We start from the raw sequence: 23,272 nt of genomic DNA, 5'->3' as shown, positions 1-23,272 counted from the left end.
TAGTGCTCTTCCTTAATTCCAGACAAATATCATTAACCTTGCATACCGTTACATAAGTGAAACACCCTTGATAAAGCATCGGAACCGCTCAGGTTAACCAATGATTACAAGGGTGTTTTCCAGTTCCATTATGATGAGGAGCCAGACTCAAACCAGTCTTCGATTGTACCAAATAATTGATCCTCGAAATGCAGATCAAATACCTTACCGTTGAATTGCTGCTCAAGCTCTTCATAAGGTCCGGTCCTTAGGCTGTCGGTATGGATCTTTATCCGCTGGATCAATCCATCCTCCACATAAAGCAAGGCTTGAATCAAACCCTGAGAGGTTCTTCTCTCCAGCATTACGTCGTATTTCGGGCTCTCACCGAACAGCCACTTGGAATCCTCATACAGACTCAACTGCGACGGAATGTAGTTTCCATTATTATATTTGAGCAACTGCGCATCTCCATAGCTTTCTGCAAAGCTGGTTGCTAGCAAGTCAATCAATTGATTCACTGTACAGGAAGGAGCAAGCTGCTGTAGATTAACGACCCTGCTCTTCACAGATGTGATTCCCTTGGCTTGCATTTTTAACTTGGAGGGTCTAAGCACCTGCCCTAACTGGCCCAAATCTACATTTACCATGAGAGTCCCGTGATGAAATTCATGGCCGTCCTCCGCATAGAAGGCATGTCCGGAAAATTTCTGTTCCTGGATGGTCAGATCATTTCTGCCAGAGAACTCAACCGTAACTCCCAGTGCTTCAACCGCTTTTTTTAATTACATTCAGCTGCTGTTCCAGATTTTTGTGCTGCTCCAGGTAAATGAAAGTAAAGTTCAGATTGCCCAGGTCATGGTACACGGCGCCCCCGCCTGAGATCCGTCTGGCCAACCGGACTCCGTTAGCCGCCAGTTGCGGTACATCGCATTCAAGATACGGATTCTGATTTCTACCGATCACGACCGTCTTCTCGTTTTGCCATAAATACAGAATGACCTCATCCGTGTTAACCCCTCGCAGCAAGTCTTCCTCCAGCGCTAGATTATAGTACGGATTATACTCTTCGGATATAATAATCCTATTCATCGTAATGTAAAGCCCCTACACCAAGGCCAAGTATCGCCTCATGAATCACTTCACCCGTCGTCGGATGGGCAAAAATGGTATGCGCGATTTCTTCCTCAGGAATGCCTGAGCCGATCATGATTGTCAATGTACTAATCAAGGCCGATGCTTCAGGTCCGATGATCGAAGCGCCAATCAGCTTGTTGCTGTCCAGATCCTTGACCAGCTTGATGAAGCCCCTTCCCTCTCTCATCGTTAATGCTTTGCCATTGGCCTGAAATGGGAATTTGCTCACTTGAATGTTCCTGCCCATAAGTCTGGCCTGATCTTCATTTAGACCAACCGCGGCGATTTCTGGTGAAGTAAATATCACATTTGGCACCATCTCGTAATCAACATGGGCATCCGTACCGAGAATATGATCCACAGCCGCTATTCCTTCATGGGAAGCGACATGGGCCAGTTGAATTCGGTTCGTAACATCGCCAATTGCATAGATATGATCTACCGAAGTTTGTAAATGCTCATTAACCGCAATCCCTTTCCTATTGTCGTTCAGCTTGACTCCTGTCTTCTCAAGTTCCAGCCCATCTATATTGGGCGTTCTGCCAATCGCAATCATAACCTTCTCGCTCGTTATAAACTTTTCGACTCCGTCCTGTTCAAAGATAACAACCGCTTTGCCTGTCTGGTCCTTCTCGATTCTTGTCACTTTGGCTCCGTTAAATATGCCGATTCCCTTCTCGGCAGCAATATGAGCGATCTCTTCCGAGACATCTTTGTCTACCATCGTCAACAGCCTGTCGCAGAATTCCAAGACATTAACCTGAATGCCAAAGTTAGAATAGAGAAAAGCAAATTCCATACCGATGACGCCGCCGCCGATAATCGTAACCGAGCTAATATTTTTTCTGTAGGCGAGTGCTGAGGTGCTGTTCATGACAAAATCATGATCGATTCCTGGTAGAGCAATGTCTGCGATTTGAGATCCGGTAGCAATGATCGTATTGTTGGCTTCAATCATATATTCATCTTTTCCACTCTTGACGAGCACCTGGTTGTCATTTAGAAATGAAGCGTTTCCTTTAATGACGCGAACGTTATTTTTGCTAAGCAGATACTCAATCCCTGACACCAAGTTGCCCTTAATCTCATCCTTCTTATCGATCACCTTAGCCATATCCAGTTCGATCTCCTTCACGGAAAGACCAAAATCATCGGCATGCAGTATTTGATGGAAGACCTCAGAGGATTTGATCAATGCTTTTGTCGGAATACAGCCCACATTCAAGCATGTTCCACCCATGGAATCCTTCTCTACAAGCACGGTTTGAATGCCTTTTTTGGCTGCATAGATAGCAGCGACATAGCCTCCCGGTCCCGCACCGATAATTAGCAGCTCAGTCCGTACATCCTCCTTCTTCCCGCGCAGAAGCCCGCCGAAATAGTCCAGCTTCGGTTTAACCTCTGCTGATTCTTTGACGGCCCCTTCCGCAGTTACTTCAAATAAGCTCTGACCGAGTTCAATTTCCTGGCCCTCATCGACCAGCACTTTCTCAATCTTGCCCTTATATTTGGATAGTACAGGGGAATTTCCTTTCTTGCTCTCCATCTGAAGTAAAGGTTGACCTATCTCAATCTGATCCCCTTCGGCAACATTCAGCTTCCCGATTTTCGCCTGCTTGGCGTGTCCTGTGAGCTGCTCCAGCTTGATAATCATTGATGTTCCCTCCAATTAATCATTAGTGCTTAGCTTTACTTGAAAAAAAGCAACCTCCCGAACCATTCAGAAGGTTGCTGTGTATAACATCATCAAGGTTTATTTAAAGTCCTTTTCGAACTCATCAATAGAATCCTTCAGCAAGGTAACAGAGTAAGCCATGCTTGGTCCGCCGCCAAATGCAACAGCAACCATAGCCGCTTCAATGATCTGTTCACGGGTTGCACCTGCTTCGAGCGCTTTATAGACGTGGAACACGATGCAATATTCGCAGCGGTTATAAGCGGCGATCCCTACACTAATCAGCTCTTTCGTCTTCGTATCAATAGCACCATCAGCATAGTTCGTTCCCAACAAGTTCATAAACGCATTGACGCTCGCCGCATTCGTTCCAGACAATTCCTGTAATCCACCCGTAAAATCATTCAGCATTTGTCTAACGTCTTTCTTCATTTCTGTCAGCTCCTTATTTTTGTGAAATAATTCACTTATGATCTAATAATACTTTACACTGCATTCATTGCATTGTAAAGTATTATGTCGAAAATAAGGTTTTCTTTTTCGAAACAATTTTTCATGGTTTTCTTACAAAAATGCAATATAATAAGTAAATATTTATATTAATACTGGGGGAGCTTCTATGACTACACCGAAAAAAGGCCCAGAGATGTCAGGAAAGAACGATCGTTTTTCCTCGTCAGGGTTTATCTTGGCTGCTATCGGCAGTTCAGTTGGACTTGGGAATATGTGGAAATTTCCGTACATTACTGGCGAAAATGGAGGTGCGGCCTTCTTCCTGCTCTTTATTGTCTGTCTGATCGTAATCGGCCTACCGGTCCTGCTGGCCGAGCTGGCCATTGGCCGTGCGGGCAGAGGCAGCGCAGCTACTTCGTTTGTGAAGGCCGGCGGCTCGAAAATATTCGGAAAACTCGGGATTCTGCAAGTTATAGCACCTTTTCTGATCTTGACCTTCTATATCATTGTTGCTGGATGGACACTGAACTACGCGGTTCAATCCTTTAGCGGCCATTTGTACAGCAACCCTGATTATGAAGGGCAATTCTCTTCCTTTATTGGCGGGTATATGCCGATCGTCTGGCAGGCTGTTGCCATTCTGATTACTGCATTTGTCGTAATCAAAGGGATTTCCGGAGGGATTGAGAAATTCAACAAAGTACTCATTCCTGGGATGATCATTTTGCTCATCGGTCTGATGATACGCGCCGTATCTCTGCCGGGCGCGGGGGAAGGAGTAGCCTTTTTCCTGCATCCCGACTTCTCCAAGCTGAGCCCGGAATCCGCATTGGTTGCATTGGGACATGCCTTCTTCTCGCTCTCGCTTGGCATGGGGATCCTGCTTACTTATGGCGCTTATGTGGACAAGCGTCAATCGCTTGGAACGGCTACGCTAGCTATCGGAGCTGGAGATCTGATCTATGCATTTGTTGCCGGGCTGATTATTTTCCCGACGACTGCATCCTTTGGCATTGCTCCTGATTCCGGACCGAGTCTCGTGTTCATGGCCCTTCCGGCCGCTTTTTCGGCGATGCCGTTCGGAGCGTTTTTCGGAGGTCTATTCTTCATCTTATTAGCCATTGCAGCTCTTACCTCGTCTGTATCGCTGCTGGAAGTACCGGTATCTTTTACGATGGACCGCTGGGCCTGGAGCCGTACGAAGTCCGTAATCATCATTAGCATTCTAGTTATGCTCATTGGACTTCCATCTGCGCTGTCCTTCGGGATGGTACCTTCCCTGTCGGATCTTGGAGGTAAGAACTTCTTTGACTGGCTTGACTTCATTACCTCGAATATAATGCTGCCGATCGGCGGACTCATTACTACGTTGTTCGCGGGCTACTTCTGGAAGGGCGCTGCGGAAGCAGCGGGACTGAAATCGAAATGGTTCAAGATATGGCTGTTTATGCTTCGGTATATCGCGCCTATTCTTGTTCTTCTGGTCCTTCTGCATACAACAGGGATCATTAAAATCGATTAGTACAAAAAAGGCAATCTCGCGGCAGCTATAAACAGCACCGTACCGAGATTGCCTTTTTAAATGATATCTTATTGATCTTTGGTCACATTCGCAACCATTTTATCCAACACGTTCTTGAAAATCTCCAAATCCCCCGCAGGAATCCCATCTGTCGCATCATCATGGAAGCTCTGTCCTAATGGCAGCAGCTCCGTTCTTAACTGTGCTCCCTTGGAAGTCAAGTTAACTCTAATGATTCTGCGGTCCGTCGTATCTCTCTCCCTCACACATAAATCGTCTCTCTCCATCCGTTCCAATAATCTGGCTATGGAGGATTCGTTGGCGTTCATCTTTTGAGCCAGCTCTTTCTGAGAGATATTCTTCTCCTCACCGATGAAGAACAGAGCGATCCATTTTACTCGGGTAATATTATTATCCCGCAAGCGCTCATTAAAAGCGTCAACAATTTTCTTGGAAGCTGTATTTGTAATAAATCCGATACAATCCGTTAGATTAAACACAATGAACTCCCTTTCCTCGACATCAGATAGATAATATTATAGACCAAACATACGCTTCATTTATCATATCATCCATCTAAAATGCCCAGTTGCCGTTTCGGAAGATCGCTTCTTTCCGCCCATCCTGGGTAATACCATCAATGGAAAGCTCGGCAGCTCCGATCATAAAGTCGACATGAATCAAGCTTTTATTTACCCCATGCTTCGCCAGCTCCTGTTCACCCATGTCCGTTCCACCCTCAATAGTAACAGGATACGCCTGACCCAACGCAAGGTGACAGGATGCATTTTCATCAAATAATGTATTGTAAAAAATAACGTTCGAATTGGAAATCGGGGAATCATGAGGAACCAGCGCGACCTCACCAAGATATCTTGCTCCTTCATCGGTATCCAACAGCTTCTGCAGCGCTTCAGCCCCTTGTTCCGCGCTAAAATCAACGACCTTCCCATCTTTAAATGTCAGAGAAAATCCATCGATAATCACTCCGTTATTGTTCAACGGCTTCGTACTGCGAACCGTTCCGTTTACGCCATTCTTGCTAGGCAGTGTGTAGACTTCCTCTGTCGGAATGTTAGGATTGAACCATACGCCACGGGAGTTCTCCTTAGCTCCGCCAAGCCAGACATGTCCTTCAGGAAGCTCAATCGTCAGCGATGTGCCAGGGGCTTCATATTGGAGCTGCTTATAACGTTTATCATTCAAGAAGGTGACCATTTCACTCAGCTTCGCATTATGCTTGCCCCATGAATCTACCGGGTTGTCATGATCAATTCGGGTTGCATCGATGATGCGTTCCCATAGTTTCTGTTGTGCGGATTCTGAACTTTCGTCCGGAAACACCTTGCTTGCCCATTCAGGGGTAGCATAAGAGATTAGCGTCCATGCGTTATGGTGGGCCATCAAATAACTGCGGTACTTGTTTAGCGCAGTGGCAGCCGTCTTGGCAGCGGTGGCGATCCGTGCAGGCTCAACGCTGTTCAACAAATCCGGATCCGGAGAGTAAATCTGGATAAAGGCTGCTCCCTTTTCCGCATATTCCTCCATCGCTTTCGCACGCCATTCTGGATATTCGGAGAATACCTCTTCCGGTGCATGATGATATTTAATTTTGGACAGTTGATCGTCATTGTACTCAACATAGACATTATGAGCACCCGCTTTATACGCATGGAGCGTAATTAACCGAACCAAGTCGGCAGCCGTAACAGGTGCCATGACAACTACCGTTTGACCGGGCTGAACATTAACCCCTACTTTAACGGCAAGCTCCGCATAATTATCCAGTTGCTGCTTCGTTGGATACATTTTCATTCCCCCATATTAGTCAAAGTTATTACTCTATTATATCCTTGCTTAGGCATATCGCGAAATAAATTAACTTTGAAAGGAAATGTGAGCGCGATCTATTCCATAGGTTTTGCGAACCTTACGGAATACATGTTACTGTTGATACAGGCGTCACCCTAGATCTCTAACGAAACTACAGAACGCTATTTTCGTGAATAGCACGTTAACTTCATTCTAACGAAACTCCATATCGCTATTTACTAGAAATACGGGCTATATACCGCTAATTTTCCTTAATAACGTTACCCAGTTTCGTTACAATTTTCAGAGGCTCTTTTTCTGCCAAATAGCGATACCACGTTTCGTTATACACTATAGAATGAAAGGCAGGTAAGTGGAGATGAATGATATACTTGCGATCAAAAAAGCGATCACTCACTTAAGCGAGAATGAATTACGGTCTTATCTCGGCTTTATTTTATTGAGGATCGAGGATCTGAGGAAGAAGGAAATACCGCTTGAAGAGAGCGTAGCCGAATTGATTGAGATATATGATAATCTGATGGGACTCCAGGCCGGAAGAATATCCTGGGATCCTGGTCCGATCTCTACGCATGTACATATCGTTCATAGTGATTCCTTCGCGGGTAGTATGAAGCAGGTACTCAGGGGGATTAACCCTACGCAAGAGCACAAGTTGATTATACTGCGAGAGAATTACGCTATTGGCCCGCTAGGCGATCTGGACACGCCGGAGGGTCGTGAGGCGCGCAGCATTTGGTTCCACGATCATATCACGGATGGGTATGAAGCTTATGCAGAATTCGACGAGGAGTTCGAGGCACTACAGGACAGGCTGGAGCAAATTCCCGATCAGGCGCAAATAGTCATCTGGACTAACGATAATGTCAGTGAACAGGCTGGACTGCGACACACGATATATCTACTCCGTAACAAGCCTAATTCCATTGTGGTATGTGATGCTGGAGCAGCTGCCGAGCAAATGTTCAATCGCCCTGATGCTTCTATTCACTACAGACATTCCGGCGAAATCCCGCCGGACAAATTACGCGAAGTTGTCATCCGTCAGAACGACAATGCCACGCTATCCACGGAAGATATCGAGCAATTACAACAAGAATGGCAGTTGATCACCGAACAGACTGGTACACTGCGGATTTGGCAGGATAACACTGTACTAGAGGTACCTGCTGGTTACTATGATCAATACTTGCTGGACACGCTAGACAAGCTTCGGCCCGCGGCAAGCAATAACGATTTCCTCAAGTCAGCCCGTCTGATTGGCGAGGCACTCGGCTATTGTGAGCAGTGTATTGGAGATGCCTATTTCGAATATCGGCTACGTGAAATGATATATAACGGTATCCTAGCAATTCAAGGAGTTCCTGCGGGAATGCGGTTTTATAGCATTAGGCGTAAATCTCGATAGGATGTCTATATAGTTATCAAGATCTATATTCAACGAAACTTAAAAAGTTTGAAATTGAAAACTAATATGGGAGGAAAATAAATTGATTACATTAAAAACAATGAACCAAGAGGAATTCAAACAATATATCAGTTATGCAATTGAAGACTATGCAAAAGACAAGATTGCTTCCGGAAATTGGAGTGAAGATGAAGCGATTGACTTATCGAGGGAATCATTTGAACGACTACTACCAAACGATGAGAAGACCGAGAATAATCATTTATTCTCTATTTTTCACTACGATATATTAGTTGGAATGATTTGGATTGGACAAAAAGCGCCTACATATCCTAATGAAGGTTTTATATATGATTTTGTGATTCTTGAACAATATCAAGGTCAGGGGTATGGCAAGAAAGCATTGAAAGAAGCTGAAATTATTGCTAAAGAGTTAGGTATGAATAAAATGGGTCTAAACGTTTTTGGTCATAATAAAATTGCACGTGGCTTATATGAAAAAATGGGTTATGAAATTACGAATATAACTATGGCTAAAAAAATTTGATATTGTAACACCATAGTCCAAGTAGTCAATAAAAAAGAGGATATATGCTCATATATTGAACATAATATCCTCTTATTAGTTAGTCTATTTAATGACCGGGGATGGTTTATTTTACTTTTGAACTTATATCGTTCATAAATTCCTTAAAGCCTTCGGCGATTTCTTTTGAACGGGTATGGTGTAAATAATGACTTCCTTCAAGTGGTATCACTTTTCCATACCGAGACTCTTTGGCTTGCTCTTCATGCAGTGATAACCAATCTTTTCTGTTCTCATTATTTGATTGTACAAATAAAATAAGGGGAAGATTTTCCGGAAATTTTAAATTTTGGGCGGCAACGAAATTAGAATAAATATGTTCCATTTCATTCATGCTGCTGGAATTATAGAGGTTTTTGAGCGTAATCAGGTTCAATTGTTTTTTTGTTTCATCATCAAAAGGGAGTTCAGCATAGGGGTCACCCGATGCTTTCAACATTAATCTAGCTAAACCTGATTTTTTGAGAAACTTGAACGTTCCCGTTGGGAATTCAACATCCATACCACCCTGTGCTGGAACACTGCTATCTATTCCGGCAAATGCAATTACTTCATCTGGATATTTGTTCACGTAATCCAGCCCATAAATTCCGGCAATGGAATGGCCCATCAGAATATATCGATCAATATTCAGACTCTGCAGGGCTTCATGAATCTCACTTACAATATTCGCTGTGTTTCGTTCTTTTTTGGTATCATCACTTAATCCATAACCAAAGGGCTCAACCACGACGACTTTGTAGAATGGCGCTAGCTCTTCAATTAGCGCTTTAAAATCAAGTGCTGGTGCAGCTGTTCCGTAACCAGGCAGGAGAACAACCGTCTCTTCTCCCTCCCCTTGAATCAATACATTCATATTTTTTCCATCTACTGATACCTGCTGACCGTAGTGCTCTATTCTTTTTTGCTCCGAACGACTACTGATCTTATCCACTGTAAAAACAACGGCTAGAAACAGTACAACTGCTAAAATAATGGCTCCTACTATTTTAAACAAAATACTTCGTACTTTTTTTGCTCTCGTTCCATTCTTCATTTTCATTTCCTCGGTTTGTGGCATGATCATCTTCTCCTATCTATATCTGTTTATTCAGTCTCCTTGGCTACTAGAAGAAGTGTATCTTATGAAGATGTCCTCCTCATGACGACAATATGAACTGAATATGAACAGATATAAAAAAATGCTACGTTAACATAGCAAGGAAGGCTTGCCGTGTAAGCTGTAGCATAAGAAATATAGGTTAAACAATCTGAATAACAGAATATTTCTAGATTACTCTGACAGACTATTCATTGGCAAAGTGACCGTAATCGTTGTTCCCCGGCCAAGCTCGCTTTCTACTCGAATGTCACCTTGATGAAGAGATACAATTTGTTTCACGATGGCCAGCCCCATACCGCTGCCGCCATACTTGCGGCTATGGGAACGATCCGCCTTAAAGAATCGCTCGAAGATTCGCTTCTGATCCTCGGTAGAGATGCCCATTCCTGCATCGGTAATTTGGACGGACACATTTTTGGTATCCTGTATGATGCTAACGGAAATCACACCGCTATCCTCCGAGAATTTGATGCTATTGCCAATGATATTGGTCCATACCTGATTTAGAAGATCGTAGTCTGCTGTTACAGTCACTGCTTTCAAATGAAGCTCAAAAGAGATATTGCGCGCCGACCACTGCGGCTGAATCGCCACGATCACACGTCTTATCTGTTCGTCAAGACCATATGAGACCCGATTCAGCTGCTGTGACTGTGATTCAAGCATGCTAAGCTTCAGCAAGCCATCGCTCATCTTGGACATCCGCTCCGCCTCAGCAATGATAATATCAAGATAACGGCTTCGCTCGGCATCAGAGATAGATACATGCTTAAGCGCCTTAGCATAACCAGATATCGAAGTGAGTGGCGATTGAACCTCATGAGATACGTTCGATACGAAATCCTTGCGCATTTGTTCAAGCTGCTGCAGGTCATGCATCATTTCTTCAAAACTGCGAGCCAAAGTGCCAATCTCTCCCTTTTGCTTAATGTTCAGCTCGACATTGAAATCCCCGGACGCTATCTGTCTGGTAGCTCTTGTTAGCTTTTTAATTGGACTTACCAGGAATATAGAGGCAACCAAAATTAGTAAACTGCCTGCAATTAACGAATAGGTTACAAAAGAAGATAACCACTTTATGTTAAAAGAAGCAGTAGGAGCCGTGAGCTGTTCCACAAACATCGCCTTCATGCCCACTTCCGTTTTCAACGGCAATCCTAGGAGGTTCGGAGAAACGGTACTCGCATTAACTCGAACTATTTCCCCACCCAATACTTTCTTTACTTGATCCATCGTCACAGAGGCAGGGGAGTGTCCGTTAAGTGCTCCGTAGGACTGGAACTGCCCCGTTCCATCGTATATTCGAACATGATAAGAATTGAGCTGCCTCATCCCGTCCAGATACAAGTTCGCCTCATCAACTGGAATGGTTTCGTAAATCCGGGCGATATCCTGACTGAAATTAGATAAGGTCGTATGCATGGTTTCATTCAATTTCTCTCTATATACCCAAAATGTAATAACAAAACCGATGACCGTCCCCAATATAATAGCGGCCAAAAACGTGGCTACAACCCGAGTATATAAAGATTTGATCATTCGCATACCTCAAGCTTGTAGCCTAGCCCGCGCAAGGTTTCAATTCGAAAATCGGATATGGTCGCAAACCGTTCGCGCAGTCGTTTAATATGCACATCTACCGTTCGTTCATCTCCCACATAATCGATTCCCCAGATTTGATCAATCAGCTGTTCTCGCGTATAGACCTGACCAGGTGTTCCAGCCAGCTTATACAGCAATTCGAACTCCTTGAGCGGCAGGTGAACGACTCCGTCCCTCTCGTAACCTTATAAGTCAGTCGATCGAGGATGACACTGGCTAATTGAATTGTCTGCGTGGAGCCAATCCGGTATCGCTTCAATAATGCCTTCACTCGAGCCGTCAACTCCAGCGGATCAAATGGCTTCGTCAAATAATCGTCCGTTCCTAGTTCGAATCCCTTCACTTTCTCCCATGTTTCACCTCTGGCTGTCAGCATAAGCAGAGGCAGATCGGGATTAGCCCTGCGGAGTTCCTTGCACAATGTCCAGCCATCCATCATCGGCATCATAATATCAAGCACGACAAGATCCACCTGTGTCGAGGCATAGATGTTCAGCGCTTCTTGACCATCTGCAGCCTCGACCGTATTGAATCCATCGGTGCGTAAAAATAGACTAACAAGCTCGCGAATGTTCGCATCGTCATCAGCAACCAGTATAGTAGGCATCCGTATCCTCTCTCTCTGTTCATCTCATATAGTAGAGGTTGTTCAAAAAGTCCACTTTTGATCACGAAGTCAATCAAGAAGTTATTCGGCATCGAATCTTGAATTCAGCCGGGTCCTCCGGTGCTCACGTACAAACTACGTACGCTCCGCTCCTCAGACCCTAGCTTTATCCAACCTTCTCGGTGCTGAAAACCGGCCTTTTTGAACACGCACTAATAGTAATTATTATACTATAAAAGACTATACATTGGCTGCTGGCTCGACATCCTCTAATTCATCATCGACGCAGCTGATCTCCCAGAAATTTCACGATCCCGTCCTCGGCGTCCTGGGAGTATTCCCAGACCATTGCGCCGCCCAGATCATGCTGATTGATATACTTTACCTTTTCAATAAGAGCTTCCGGGTCTTCATAGGTGATGAACGTATCTCCATTATAAAGATAAGCTGCTTTTGCTTGATCATCATAGTAACGCTTGTAACCATTTTGGTTCAAATACGATTTCTGAATCATCTTATAGGTGAGATCCACCCGCTCGATATCAACCGCTTGTCCGGGAGCAAATGCGCCGTTATTCCTGCTGTCCTTAACCTTCTTCCAAGCATAGGAGTATGCAGGAATGCCGAGCAACAGCTTCTTGCTGTCAATATTATGATCAAGATACATCGTAATGATCTGATCGACGCTAATCTGCGACTTGTTACCGGGGTCCATATATAGATTGGCGTTAAAGCCAGTCTGATCCGACCATTGGCCGATCAAATCATAGCTCATCACATTGATGTAATCGACATATTCAGCAACCTTCTGAACCTCAACGTTCTGAAAATACCAAACCTGCGTGCCCGCAGCAAAGGTCAGTAGATACCCCTTGCTCTTGAAGGGCAGTCGGTACATCTTCTCCCTCAGCTCCCTCATCAGGCTGGTGAAGTTTTGTGTATCCTCGGGACGTGACTTCTGTGTGTCCCAGGCATGAAATGCAGGATACTCCCAATCGATATCCACACCGTCCAAATCCAGCTCTCGAATCAACTCAACAATGCTCTCCGTAAATAAATAACGGTTTCCGTCCAGTGTTGCATCAGAGAATCCATCCACTCCATATCCACCTACAGCAAGCACGAATCGTGTTGTAGGGTTATTCTCCTTCATTTTCTGAATATTCCGTTTGATCTGCTCGTTTGTTACCTCATCTTCATGAAAATAGAGCTTCGTTCCCGCGATCTTCGCAAAGGCAATATAGGCGATATCGACATTTTTCTCGGACAAGTGGAAATTGGCTGCATCCCTCCAGGCTTCCACGTACACCGCCGTTATTTTACGGTCTTCTGCACTTGAAATTTGATAGAAATAGAAGCCCATACCCGCCAGCAATACAATCACAAACACTTTTGTATATAAACTGATTTTCATGGAATCACCCTCTTCCGCCAAATAGAATATAGGTCGTCGCCTTATTCAAATTCAAAATTTTGACGGTGACATAACTGATCATGAGGATTAAGGAAATATTCGTTAGAAGGCCCAGAATCGCCTCCAGTACCGATGCCTCAAACGCCGTTCTACCCGATACCATCAACTCGATCAGCAGATGAATCAGATATACGCTGAAGCTGGCTTTGGAGACAGATCCGATCAGTATTTGTACTTTATGATTCACTTTAGCGCTCAGCGCCTCCTCTTTAGCTTGGAAATAAATGAACATGCCGACAGCCATAAAAAAAGTGGTAATGGAATAGTTACCATAGAACATTTCGTCAAGCACACCTCGGTATACGGACACAAAATAAGTCGCAACAGGGGCAATAAAAAACGAGAGGAAGCCTAGATTGAACATGATATTTTTCATTCTCGCGGGTAGATTAAAATGATATAAATAATAGCCTAATATAAAATAACCGAGATATCCTGTAAAGAACGGAATGTTTAAGAGCGGTATATTTATCCCTATACCTGTCAGCCGTTCTACGATATCGTACAGCAAGCGGCCCCCGATGCTTATAACAAACCATAAGGTCAAATAATATCTCAGATCCTTCTCACTACAGGCTTTGATGAGTTTACTGAGCAGCGGAACCGTTAAATAAATGGCGATGATCGCATAAAGGAACCAAAGATGCACGTAATTACGATCTGTCAGCAGACGATAGCAAAAATCTAGAAAAAATTCGAAGCCATTCATATTGCTTTTTAAAATCACGTATTGGTTGTACAACCCGTAGATTAGCGACCAACTAACCAGCGAGATTAGCAATGGTACGATCCTCTTCTTAAAAAAAGCCTTATAGGAATGAACCTCTGTCCGCAAGATCATTGCTCCACTAATCATAAAAAATACAGGAACAGCAAACCGCGATATGGAGTTGAAAAAATTGCTGATCCACCAGGAAGGCGTATTAAAGTTATTTGATGTGGTCAATATTTCCGCCGTGTAATGCAGGGCAATAACAGCAATAATCGATAGAATTCTCAAGCAATCTACGTATATGATTCGTTTATTGGCTATAGCTGTGTTCATAGGAGTCCCCCCTCTATCCTGAATGCGATCCAGATGCGATATTTTGACTGATGGCTGCAACGCCTTTTCTCTCCACGAATCCCCAGCCTTCATCATTATCAAAATACTTTAATGTCCCAACAACATTGATATAAAGCAGCAGATTCCGGTAAGTGAGCAATTCCAGTTGACTAAAAATGAACATCCTAATGTAGTCTTGAATCCTATAACTGCTGCCGTATTTTCTGCAGAGGACAAATGAAATCACAATTTGCAGCGCATTGATCACCACCGTGATAAGCATGAATATAAACGCGTGGATCAGGTTGCCGCGGGCAAAGAATATCATCTGCACGATATAGACGAGCATCATAAATGCCGAGAAGGTACCGAGCATGAAGCCGTCAATAGCAAAGAACAGATTTACCCCTACGCTAAAACGGCTCGATAGCCGCGACCAATAGATTAGAATACAATCAATGAACGCCTTCTGCCAGCGGATCCGCTGCTTGTAGAAATTAGGTAAATTTTCCGGGCATTCGGTATAACAGACCGCCTCCGGCGCATATACCAGCTTCTTCTTCAAGCGATTGGCTTTTAAATACTCGTGAATTTTTAAGGTAATATCGATATCTTCTCCGACTGTGCTGCGGAATCCGTTGACCTGTACTAGAACATCCTTGTAAAATGCGCCGAAAGCGCCGGATATCACGACAATGGAGTTAAAAAAGGACTGCGTTAGTTTGCGTACATAGAAGCCATGTGTATAATTTATGATCTGGCTTTTGATTAGCCCAGGGCCTCTGAACTTCTCGACAATAGCCCCGTCCCGCTTCTCCGCACCTTGTACAATTTTGACGGTACCGCCGAGGGCAATAATATCGCTGTTATGGAAGTATTGATTGACGTATTTCAAGGCGTCGGTTTCTAGCATGCTGTCGGCATCTAATGTAATGACGATCTCAGATATAGCATAATCGATCCCTGCATTCAGAGAGTCGGCTTTGCCGCCGTTTTGCTTGTCGATGACGAGGATATGAGGGTAATAGACTGAGCGGTATACGCCTAAAATCGGCTTATAGGCTAACTGGTGTGCGGGTGTTCGGCAGTCAGGTTCAAGCTGCAGCAGCTCATCCAGTCTGGACAGGGTCTTATCCTTGGATCCATCGTTAATGATGATAATCTCATAGTTGTTATAATTCAGGCCAGCCATCGCATCCAGACAATTTTTTATCGTCAGCTCTTCGTTATAGGCCGGGACGAGCACCGCTAACGATTTCTCCACAAGCTCAGGATTGAGCCTTTTTACCTTACTGCAGACAAGAGGAATGATCGTGTACAGAGTTTGAAATATTAGAAACACAGCTGCCGTTACATACAACAAGAATGACAAGTAGGGCTCCTCCTCTCTTTCTCTTTCTCTTTCTATCTCTAGTTCTAAGACTAGCTAATCATCCTTCCGTAGTAAAACCGTCTAACCCCTCAAGAAAACGAATACATAGGCGATTTTCATGTCCATTCGCCATTTTGGATTATATTTCCTATAAAAGTTATATTTTATCTTTTTATGTATTATTAGGGATAAATTTGTCTAATTAAGGGGTAAATATCTATCCCTTTCTATCACCTTTACGAACTGGTGAGAACGCCAAAAACCCCCGTCAGGCATAACGTCTGACGAAGGATTATTGTACTCCTATATTTGTAATACATCCCCCGCCTGCAAGGAGTGCAAACCTGGGTAACCTTCCCCGGCCAAGCGAACAATGACCCGGTCCGTCTCCAGCTTAGGAGCATGAACCAATACGGTGTGACGACTTGGAACCTCTTGCAGCATATAGCGAACATCTTCCAGACCTTGATGGATTTTATAGCCCATCTGCACCGTCTCGCAATACGTCTCCTCAGTCTCTCCTCTAAGTAGTCGCCTAGCAAATGTGCCTTGACTTGCATGACCCGTAATGACAATCGCATGAGCGGATGACAATGAGAGACGTTCCGCATACCATCGGGCACGGGGAGATTCCATCATGCCATCTGTCGTGAAGATGATGAATGGCGCTTCTCCCTCCAATAATTGCAGCCGTTCCTCCTGGCTACCTGGTACATGTACATGAGGTACATTTATCGCTTCCTCTATCGAATGAAGGCTCCCTGGTCTTAGCCATGCCTCCCATTCCGCCATCTGTCGCAGCCCTTCATAAATCGCCCGCTCCAGCAGGATCGGCTGATTGGGGAAGTTACTTAACATCCACACCAGCAGCTCCTGTCCTCGTCCAAATGCGGGAACCGGCAGCAGCACATGTCCGCCTCGCCCCAGCACCTCGAGTATAAATTGTTGGAGTGCATTCATCTTCTGCTCCTGGGATTCCTCATCCATTCCGTACGCATTATCCATAATGGATAAGACCGTCTCTGACATAGACGAAGTAGAAGCAGTAGGACTTTCAGGACGTGGTGTACATGGTGGATCGGCTGCCAACAGAGCAGATTCCCGGCTGAAATCTCCCGAGAAGAACAGTTGCTGCCCCTCCATTTGAATTCGGAACCAGACAGAACCGAGCATATGACCACTCCGCCCCCACTGCAATCTCAATCCATCGTCCAGCTGCAGCCATTGTCCTGCCAGGGCCCCTTCCTCCAGAATACGAAATCGTAAGGCAGAGATATGTGCGGGTTCGTAGGGCAGCTCTCCGTTTCGGCTAGCTACATATTTACCCCAATTTGCAAAATATAGCCCCAACTGAGATACCGTTGGCCTAGTCGTCCAGATTTCTCCTTGATAACCGTGCTTATATAGAAGCGGCAGAGCCATAGAATGATCCTCATGCGCATGAGACAGAAATACTGCCGTCAGCTCAGGAATCAGATTGACATCAAGCAAGGGATATTGTCCCGTTCCCTCCTTCTTGACACCGCAATCGAGCATAATCCGATGCTGTTCTCCTGTTAGCACATAACAAGAACGGCCATGCTCGCCGGCTCCACCCCATATTTTCAGTTCCATTAGGCAGTGTTCCACTTCTTCCGGGAGCCGAGGACTTCCAGCAGCATAAGCAGAATCGTCGTTATTCCCACGGAGATAACGGCCATCGCCATGCCGAGCGATACTTGCCCCTGCTCGAACTGGGCGTAAATATACGTCGCCGAGGTCTGCACGGACGGAGGCAAGATCAGCAAAGAGCCAACAAGCTCACGCGAAGCAATGGTGAAGGTCATCATCCATCCGGCCAGCATCCCCGGAATGATGAGCGGCAGCAGCACTCTACGGAATATATATCCCGGCTTTCCGCCAAACACCTGACCCGCCTGGAATAGCGAAGGGTCAATTTGAGTGAAGGCGCTCTTGACGTACTGCACCGTATAAGGAACAAATAATACAACATAGGTGAGAATGACCATGCCGTAGGTGTTATACAGCGGGATCGGCATCCACGGAGCATTCCAGAGCAGAATCAATCCGACGACCAAGACGATTCCCGGTACCGTATTCGGCAGTAGGCTGAACAGATCAATCGACTGCTGAATACGAGATTTGGACCGCCCGATTGCTACAGCGAACCAAGTACCCAGCACCACGGCAATGGTAGAAGCAGCCAAAGATAACCATAAACTATTTATCAAAGCCTTCATGCTAGGTGAATTCCAGCGCAGAAGCTCCTTGTAGAAATCGATCGTGAAGTTGTTCCAGGCGAGCCCAACTCCGCGCAGCTTCATCGTAGAAGCCGCGATGATGGAGAAATATGGGATACCCACCGATACGAGCAGAAGAAGAACCGCGTAGATTCCTCCAGTCCACTGCAGCCAGCGACCGCTGCTCATTGAGGAGTGACGTACTCCTTTTCCACCAACCAGACCATACGTATATTTACGGTTCAACAGAGATTGCGCATACCAGACCAACAGACAAGTCGATAACAGTACGGATGCCAATGAGGTAGCCTTGCCGAAATCGATTGGCCAGCTGGAGATATACTTATGAATTTCCGAGGTCATCACTTGGTAGCCTATGCGTTTGCCGAACGTAACCGGCGTGCCGAATTCAGCAATCGTCTTGACGAAGACGAGCATGGCTCCCATACCAAATGCAGATAGCAGCAACGGGGCAATCACGCGTCGGAAGCGATACAAGAACGGTGCACCCATTACCGCTGCCGCTTCCTCCATATTCCCACCGATCCGCTCCAGCGCCCCGCGCAGCAGCAAATACAGGAAGGGATAGAGATGAAGACTCATAATCGCGACCATTCCTCCGAAAGAGAAGAAGGCTTCCCTAAGCCCGGCGAGACCGGGAGCAAGCTGCTCCAGGTAGCCGTTCTTCTGCATGAACAGAATCCAGCCCATCGAACCGATGTAAGGCGGTGTCATGAAGGGAATCAGGAATACGATCTCCAGCCAGCGGAGCCGTCCCAGTCTGGTGTTGACCATCACCCAGGCGAGAGGCAAAGCGAGCACAGTCGTTCCCAAAATGACGCATACGCCCAGCCAGATCGAGGATAGCAGTACAACCACCATCTCGGAATTTGCCAGCGTGCGGAATGGGGCTGACCATGTCAGCTGCCCATCCCGGTATACGCTTTGTATGAAGATTTCGGCCAAGGGAACGACGATGAGAAGACCAAGAACCAGAAGCGCAAGTACCATCGACCAGATTTTGAATTGACGCTGTAGTACCGTATTATTCATATTATTTGAACAGCTTCGTGAATTGATCAGTTACTTCCGGGCCATGCTCGCCCATCCATGCCCAATCTGTCGTAAGCAGGGGAATTTCATCTAAGTTAGCGCGGTTCTCGGCCTTAACATCTGTACGTCCTGGCAGAAGTGCTGCATCAGAGACCAGCTTCTGAGCCGAATCAGAGAGTAAATAATCAATAAATGCCTTTGCATTCTCTTCATGCTTGGTAGACTTAAGAATGGCTGCTGGACGAGGGCTGATTACCGTTCCTTCTTGCGGATAGACGATATCGATCGGCTCTCCCTTGGCCTTTGCTTTATAAGTCATGTAATCCACCGCACTCACTACAACACTCTTCGCGCCAGTAATAACCGGATCAAGCGCTTCTTGGTTGGCGCCAGCCATCGCTACACCATTCGCTTTGTATTGCTCGAACAGAGACCATCCGCTCTCACCTTTGTCGCTAAGATAACCTGTAATGAAGTCCAGCGCAGATCCGGACAGCGACGGGTCGGGAATATTAACCTGGTCCTTGAACTCCGGCTTAGCCAGATCGCTCCAGGAAGTTGGCGGAGTCGTTACTAGCTTCGTATTATAAGCAATGCCGAGCGCCGATGCGCTTGTGCTGAAGTAATGACCTTCCGAATCGGACCAATCCTTGTTCAGCTTATCGGCATTTTTAGCTTCCGGATAAGCAAGCGTCAATCCTTCGTTCTTCAAACCTTGTGTTGACGGCAGAGAAGCGAGAATGATGACATCAGCTACCGGATTGGCTTTCTCTGCTTCGAGACGGGCCAGAATTTTACCGGTGGTGCCTTGGAACATCTCCACCTTTACGCCCGACTGCGTCTGGAATTCTTCGATCAGCTTATTCGCTAGTCCTTCCGGTCCAGCTGTATATACCGTAAGAATCTTGTCTGCAGCTTGTGCTGGCTTATTCTCAGCACTAGCTGGAGCTGCTGTATTCTGGCTGGCATTACCGCTTCCGCAGCCGGCTAATGCAGCGCCAAGTGCTAATGATAGAACGAGCGCACTTCCTTTTTTCCATGCATTACGTGATAAATTGAACATCATCATTTCCCCTTTTAATCATTTTATTGAATTTTGATTAGCTTTCATTCAAACGGTGAATGCATCTCTGTGGTACATAGATGGTCAGTTCTGTCCCTTCACTTAGTCGCTCTGGATAGTGGGCCAGCCATGGCTCGACCGCCTCATCCGTCTTCAATCGGACCTCATAACGATCCCCAACATAACTTACCTGAATTACGACGGTGTTGTAAGACTGAACCTCCTGTTCGCTACCTGGCTCAAAGCGGATATGTTCCGGTCTGAACATGGACTGCCCGTCAGCCAACCAGTTCGACTTCCCAATGAACCTGGCTACAAACGGATGCTTGGGCAGATTGTAGATCTCCTCAGGCGAACCTTGCTGTAATACTCGCCCGCCCTGCATAACAATCACTTGATCGGACATGGACATGGCCTCAATCTGATCATGCGTCACATAGAGAGCGGTAAGCCCCATTTCGCGGACTAAGTACATCATCTCCAGGCGCATTTCATCCCGCAGCACCGCATCAAGCGCACTCAGCGGCTCATCGAATAGTACCAACTTCGGCCGGGTTGCCACGGCTCTTGCGAAGGCCACCCGCTGCTGCTGACCGCCTGACAGCTGATGAGGATATCGCTGCTCCATTCCACCAAGCTTGACCTTGTCCAGCGCCTCCATCACCCTGCTCTGAATCCCGTCTTTACGCCCGGTCGCCCGGAGCCCGAAAGCTACATTCTCGAAGACCGTCATATGGGGCCAGAGAGCGAAGTCCTGGAACACCATCCCGAAGCCGCGCCGATGAGGCGGCACTTGTCTAGCAGTGCTATACAGAATATCCTCGCCAAAGCTGATGTTTCCTGTATCCGGTTGTTCCAGACCGGCGATCAGGCGCAGCAGCGTAGTCTTGCCACAGCCCGATGGGCCGAGCAGCGTTGTGAACTTCCCCTGACGGATGCTCAGATCGGTTGGATGCAGCGCGACATTGCCGCCGAAGCTCTTGCCGAGACCGCTTATGTTCAAATCCATCTGATGATTTTCCTTCCTTGTTATCATTTGGTACGTTTTCTTGCTGTTACGTTCCTACATAAGTTAGTCTACCTGCGGGAATCAAAGGGAGTATTAGCGTTATGTAAAATGAAAATTAATTATTTCAATGAACTGCGTTTATATTCATAGATTAAATCTATATGGAGGGAATCTTAGACTATAAAGGCGGGAATGACAGATGATGAACCTTAATTTATTGAAGCTGGAAATTATAGAACTGCTGGAGAAGCACCATAAGATCACCACCGTTGCCGACCTGCTTGGGCTCAAGCAGCCTACGGTCACCTTTCATATGAAAAATCTGGAGCGGGACTTCGGCGTAAAATTATTCGATGCTCGCATGGGGCGAATTATTTTAACGGATGCCGGCTATGCCCTTCTTCATTATGCAACTAAAATCAATGCACTCGCCGCGGAAGCCCAGCGGGTCGTCAAAGACTTTGATACCCTGCGGCAAGGGACACTCTCGATTGGGGCCAGCTACGTACCTGCAACATACATCTTGCCGAAGCTGCTCGATAAATTCGCCAAATCTTATCCGGGCATACATATCTCTCTATCCGTCAAGACAGCTCCGGCCATCACTCAGATGCTGCACTCGCATCAAGTCGATATTGGCATCATTTCTACCGGCTCCTTCCACGAGAACCCGTTAAAAGCCTATGCTCTGTGCATGGACGAGCTAGTGCTGGCCTGCTCCCCGGCCCATCCTTTCGCCGCATCTGAAGAATGGACGCCGGAACTGATCGCCGCCTCTTCGTTCGTGCTGCATGGCAGGGCATCAAGTACTCGGCGAATAACGGATCAATGGCTAGAACAGCATGGTATTAGCCCCTTCTCTAGACTGGAGCTTGATTCTCTGGAGGCGATCAAGCAGGCAGTTATACTCGGCGAGCACATCTCTTTTATTTCCAGAATGGCCGTTCAATCCGAGGCTGACCGCGGCTTGCTGCGGATATGGCTGATCCCTGGCCTCCCCGCCGAACGCCAAGTATATGCGATCACCAATCAGGACCGCTATATGTCTGTAACAAGCAGCCGGTTCATTGAGCTTCTCCAAGAATGGAGCCTTTCTGTCCAATAGCCACTCTTAGGTGACCAAGAATAAATCTTGTAATTTTTGATCGGAATCCGCCGTTCATTTGATCTGAAATTGACACTTCAGCCTTAGAGTAGATATCGAACCATAGATTTCCATATTACTATTCAAAGGAGCTGAAATGATGAAATTGAACAAGACCAAGATGGGCAGAACCTTCATGATTGCCGCATTAAGCGCAGTAATGCTAGCTACAGGCTGGCAGTCCCCGGCCAAGGTAGAAGCCGCAGCCAACGCAGTCCCAAGCTATGAGGTCAAATTTCTGCTAAGCAATGACATTGTGTTGAAGCAGGATTTTACACTAAAAAATGAGGTCAAAGATGCTTTTCAGATTAATGAGCCTGCAGCACGGATGCTCGTGGAATATTTCGATACAACGGATCTGTCATTGAATGATTCAGGCTGGAATGTACGTTTCCGCAAAAAAGAAGATAAGAAGAAATACGAATTGACGTATAAGAAACGCTATCCCGTGGTGAACGGAGATATCAACGCTGCCTTGACCCAGGCTAACCTCGACGGCTTCAGCGCAGCGGACACGAATTACGAGGCTGAGGTGGATTGGGGCTACAGCAAACAGACGCTGAGCTTCTCGAACGATAAAGAAGAATCGACCTCCAAGGGGCTGAATTTGCCTAATGAATCTGAGGCGCTCAATTTGTTGGTAAGCAAGATCCCTGGCAAGCTTGATAAGACGAATGCGCCAGGTTGGGGAACAGCCAGGTTGCTGCAAGCATACGCGCATGGTCCGATTCTGGCAAGCAGATACAGCGGCACATTCGAAGGACTGGAGACGGATATTGAGGTGTGGCCGATCATTGGCGCGAACGGCAGCGGAACGGAGTATGTTGTGGAAATCTCCTTCAAGACTGACGACTACCAGACGGCAGCCTCCAAGCGTACCAATCTGATGAATCTGCTCAATAACAAAGGTTGGCTCGTACCTGCCGACTCCTTAAAGACGAATCTGGTGCTGGAACGTTATTAAACAG

General features: G+C 46.1%; 20 protein-coding genes and 1 pseudogene. 5 read left to right on the top strand and 16 right to left on the bottom strand.

The genetic code is table 11. The annotated features are described in order from the left end of the window. Positions 1–128: 128 nt before the first annotated feature. The 4 genes from EI981_RS12340 to EI981_RS12325 form a co-directional block, all read right to left on the bottom strand. Entirely contained in the window at positions 129–701 is a 573-nt protein-coding gene (locus tag EI981_RS12340) for a lipoyl protein ligase domain-containing protein (RefSeq protein ID WP_418789065.1), read from the bottom strand. A 46-nt stretch (positions 702–747) separates the two neighbouring features. Further along, positions 748–1,071, bottom strand: coding sequence for a lipoate--protein ligase family protein (locus EI981_RS12335; protein WP_126998526.1), 324 nt, complete (start codon positions 1,069–1,071; stop codon positions 748–750). Further along, positions 1,064–2,770, bottom strand: coding sequence for a dihydrolipoyl dehydrogenase (gene lpdA / locus EI981_RS12330; RefSeq protein WP_126998524.1), 1,707 nt, complete (start codon positions 2,768–2,770; stop codon positions 1,064–1,066). The genes EI981_RS12335 and lpdA overlap by 8 nt, the downstream gene beginning before the upstream one ends. Before the next feature lie 99 nt (positions 2,771–2,869). Beyond that, positions 2,870–3,223, bottom strand: a complete 354-nt coding sequence (locus EI981_RS12325; RefSeq protein WP_126998523.1) for a carboxymuconolactone decarboxylase family protein — start codon at positions 3,221–3,223, stop codon at positions 2,870–2,872. A 187-nt stretch (positions 3,224–3,410) separates the two neighbouring features. On the opposite strand from EI981_RS12325, the gene EI981_RS12320 reads away from it, so the two are divergent. Continuing rightward, the gene (locus EI981_RS12320) at positions 3,411–4,766 is read left to right on the top strand and encodes a sodium-dependent transporter (protein WP_126998521.1); all 1,356 of its coding nucleotides are present in this window, start codon (positions 3,411–3,413) and stop codon (positions 4,764–4,766) included. Between the two features lie 68 nt (positions 4,767–4,834). Here EI981_RS12320 and EI981_RS12315 read toward each other — a convergent pair whose 3' ends face one another. Both EI981_RS12315 and EI981_RS12310 read right to left on the bottom strand, forming a co-directional pair. Beyond that, entirely contained in the window at positions 4,835–5,266 is a 432-nt protein-coding gene (locus tag EI981_RS12315) for a MarR family winged helix-turn-helix transcriptional regulator (protein ID WP_126998519.1), read from the bottom strand. A gap of 76 nt (positions 5,267–5,342) precedes the next feature. Beyond that, on the bottom strand, positions 5,343–6,581 hold the full coding sequence (locus EI981_RS12310) for an aminopeptidase (RefSeq protein WP_418789052.1): 1,239 nt from the start codon (positions 6,579–6,581) through the stop codon (positions 5,343–5,345). Positions 6,582–6,957: 376 nt separating this feature from the next. Between EI981_RS12310 and EI981_RS12305 the strand changes: the two genes are divergently transcribed. Together EI981_RS12305 and EI981_RS12300 are read left to right on the top strand one after the other, a co-directional pair. Beyond that, on the top strand, positions 6,958–8,007 hold the full coding sequence (locus tag EI981_RS12305) for a DUF1835 domain-containing protein (protein ID WP_126998515.1): 1,050 nt from the start codon (positions 6,958–6,960) through the stop codon (positions 8,005–8,007). Between the two features lie 82 nt (positions 8,008–8,089). After that, a complete protein-coding gene (locus tag EI981_RS12300; protein WP_126998513.1) occupies positions 8,090–8,554 on the top strand; it encodes a GNAT family N-acetyltransferase in 465 nt (154 codons plus the stop codon). 106 nt (positions 8,555–8,660) lie between these two features. Here the strand turns inward: EI981_RS12300 and EI981_RS12295 are convergent, their stop codons facing one another. From EI981_RS12295 to EI981_RS12250, 10 genes and pseudogenes are all read right to left on the bottom strand, one after another. Continuing rightward, a complete protein-coding gene (locus EI981_RS12295) occupies positions 8,661–9,653 on the bottom strand; it encodes an alpha/beta hydrolase (RefSeq protein WP_126998511.1) in 993 nt (330 codons plus the stop codon). Between the two features lie 213 nt (positions 9,654–9,866). Continuing rightward, positions 9,867–11,234 (bottom strand): sensor histidine kinase, encoded by a 1,368-nt coding sequence (locus EI981_RS12290; protein ID WP_126998509.1) that lies wholly within the window; start codon positions 11,232–11,234, stop codon positions 9,867–9,869. After that, positions 11,231–11,904 (bottom strand): annotated as a pseudogene (locus EI981_RS12285) (response regulator transcription factor). The gene EI981_RS12290 and the pseudogene EI981_RS12285 overlap by 4 nt, the downstream one beginning before the upstream one ends. 277 nt (positions 11,905–12,181) lie before the next feature. After that, on the bottom strand, positions 12,182–13,318 hold the full coding sequence (locus EI981_RS12280; RefSeq protein WP_126998507.1) for a glycoside hydrolase family 18 protein: 1,137 nt from the start codon (positions 13,316–13,318) through the stop codon (positions 12,182–12,184). Positions 13,319–13,322: 4 nt separating this feature from the next. Beyond that, entirely contained in the window at positions 13,323–14,423 is a 1,101-nt protein-coding gene (locus EI981_RS12275; protein WP_126998505.1) for an acyltransferase, read from the bottom strand. A gap of 13 nt (positions 14,424–14,436) precedes the next feature. After that, complete coding sequence (locus EI981_RS12270; RefSeq protein WP_126998503.1) at positions 14,437–15,795, bottom strand: glycosyltransferase family 2 protein; 1,359 nt, start codon at positions 15,793–15,795, stop codon at positions 14,437–14,439. A 303-nt stretch (positions 15,796–16,098) separates the two neighbouring features. Continuing rightward, positions 16,099–17,409: an MBL fold metallo-hydrolase gene (locus tag EI981_RS12265; protein ID WP_126998501.1), complete on the bottom strand. Its 1,311-nt coding sequence runs from the start codon at positions 17,407–17,409 to the stop codon at positions 16,099–16,101. Continuing rightward, positions 17,409–19,088: an ABC transporter permease gene (locus EI981_RS12260; protein WP_126998499.1), complete on the bottom strand. Its 1,680-nt coding sequence runs from the start codon at positions 19,086–19,088 to the stop codon at positions 17,409–17,411. The genes EI981_RS12265 and EI981_RS12260 overlap by 1 nt, the downstream gene beginning before the upstream one ends. 1 nt (position 19,089) lies before the next feature. Further along, positions 19,090–20,151 carry an ABC transporter substrate-binding protein gene (locus EI981_RS12255; RefSeq protein ID WP_418789051.1) on the bottom strand — a complete coding sequence of 354 codons (1,062 nt, stop codon included), beginning with the start codon at positions 20,149–20,151 and terminating at the stop codon, positions 19,090–19,092. Positions 20,152–20,188: 37 nt separating this feature from the next. After that, complete coding sequence (locus EI981_RS12250; RefSeq protein WP_126998495.1) at positions 20,189–21,160, bottom strand: ABC transporter ATP-binding protein; 972 nt, start codon at positions 21,158–21,160, stop codon at positions 20,189–20,191. Positions 21,161–21,362: 202 nt separating this feature from the next. On the opposite strand from EI981_RS12250, the gene EI981_RS12245 reads away from it, so the two are divergent. Then, entirely contained in the window at positions 21,363–22,265 is a 903-nt protein-coding gene (locus tag EI981_RS12245) for a LysR family transcriptional regulator (protein ID WP_127004624.1), read from the top strand. Positions 22,266–22,404: 139 nt separating this feature from the next. After that, on the top strand, positions 22,405–23,268 hold the full coding sequence (locus tag EI981_RS12240) for a CYTH domain-containing protein (protein ID WP_127004622.1): 864 nt from the start codon (positions 22,405–22,407) through the stop codon (positions 23,266–23,268). Positions 23,269–23,272: the final 4 nt, after the last annotated feature.

The sequence above is a fragment of the Paenibacillus lutimineralis genome (assembly GCF_003991425.1).
Taxonomy (GTDB): domain Bacteria; phylum Bacillota; class Bacilli; order Paenibacillales; family Paenibacillaceae; genus Fontibacillus; species Fontibacillus lutimineralis.
Note: the sequence above shows the minus strand (reverse complement) of the source record. Positions and strands in the feature narration are given on the sequence as shown.

Coding starts and splice junctions, on each gene's coding strand:
- EI981_RS12295 (WP_126998511.1), bottom strand. CDS start 9,653: ATGCCACAAACCGAGGAAATGAAAATGAAGAATGGAACGAGAGCAAAA.
- EI981_RS12240 (WP_127004622.1), top strand. CDS start 22,405: ATGAAATTGAACAAGACCAAGATGGGCAGAACCTTCATGATTGCCGCA.
- EI981_RS12310 (WP_418789052.1), bottom strand. CDS start 6,581: ATGAAAATGTATCCAACGAAGCAGCAACTGGATAATTATGCGGAGCTT.
- EI981_RS12325 (WP_126998523.1), bottom strand. CDS start 3,223: ATGAAGAAAGACGTTAGACAAATGCTGAATGATTTTACGGGTGGATTA.
- EI981_RS12260 (WP_126998499.1), bottom strand. CDS start 19,088: ATGAATAATACGGTACTACAGCGTCAATTCAAAATCTGGTCGATGGTA.
- EI981_RS12305 (WP_126998515.1), top strand. CDS start 6,958: ATGAATGATATACTTGCGATCAAAAAAGCGATCACTCACTTAAGCGAG.
- EI981_RS12245 (WP_127004624.1), top strand. CDS start 21,363: ATGAACCTTAATTTATTGAAGCTGGAAATTATAGAACTGCTGGAGAAG.
- EI981_RS12335 (WP_126998526.1), bottom strand. CDS start 1,071: ATGAATAGGATTATTATATCCGAAGAGTATAATCCGTACTATAATCTA.
- EI981_RS12250 (WP_126998495.1), bottom strand. CDS start 21,160: ATGGATTTGAACATAAGCGGTCTCGGCAAGAGCTTCGGCGGCAATGTC.
- EI981_RS12290 (WP_126998509.1), bottom strand. CDS start 11,234: ATGATCAAATCTTTATATACTCGGGTTGTAGCCACGTTTTTGGCCGCT.
- EI981_RS12275 (WP_126998505.1), bottom strand. CDS start 14,423: ATGAACACAGCTATAGCCAATAAACGAATCATATACGTAGATTGCTTG.
- EI981_RS12280 (WP_126998507.1), bottom strand. CDS start 13,318: ATGAAAATCAGTTTATATACAAAAGTGTTTGTGATTGTATTGCTGGCG.
- EI981_RS12255 (WP_418789051.1), bottom strand. CDS start 20,151: ATGTTCAATTTATCACGTAATGCATGGAAAAAAGGAAGTGCGCTCGTT.
- lpdA (WP_126998524.1), bottom strand. CDS start 2,770: ATGATTATCAAGCTGGAGCAGCTCACAGGACACGCCAAGCAGGCGAAA.
- EI981_RS12265 (WP_126998501.1), bottom strand. CDS start 17,409: ATGGAACTGAAAATATGGGGTGGAGCCGGCGAGCATGGCCGTTCTTGT.
- EI981_RS12320 (WP_126998521.1), top strand. CDS start 3,411: ATGACTACACCGAAAAAAGGCCCAGAGATGTCAGGAAAGAACGATCGT.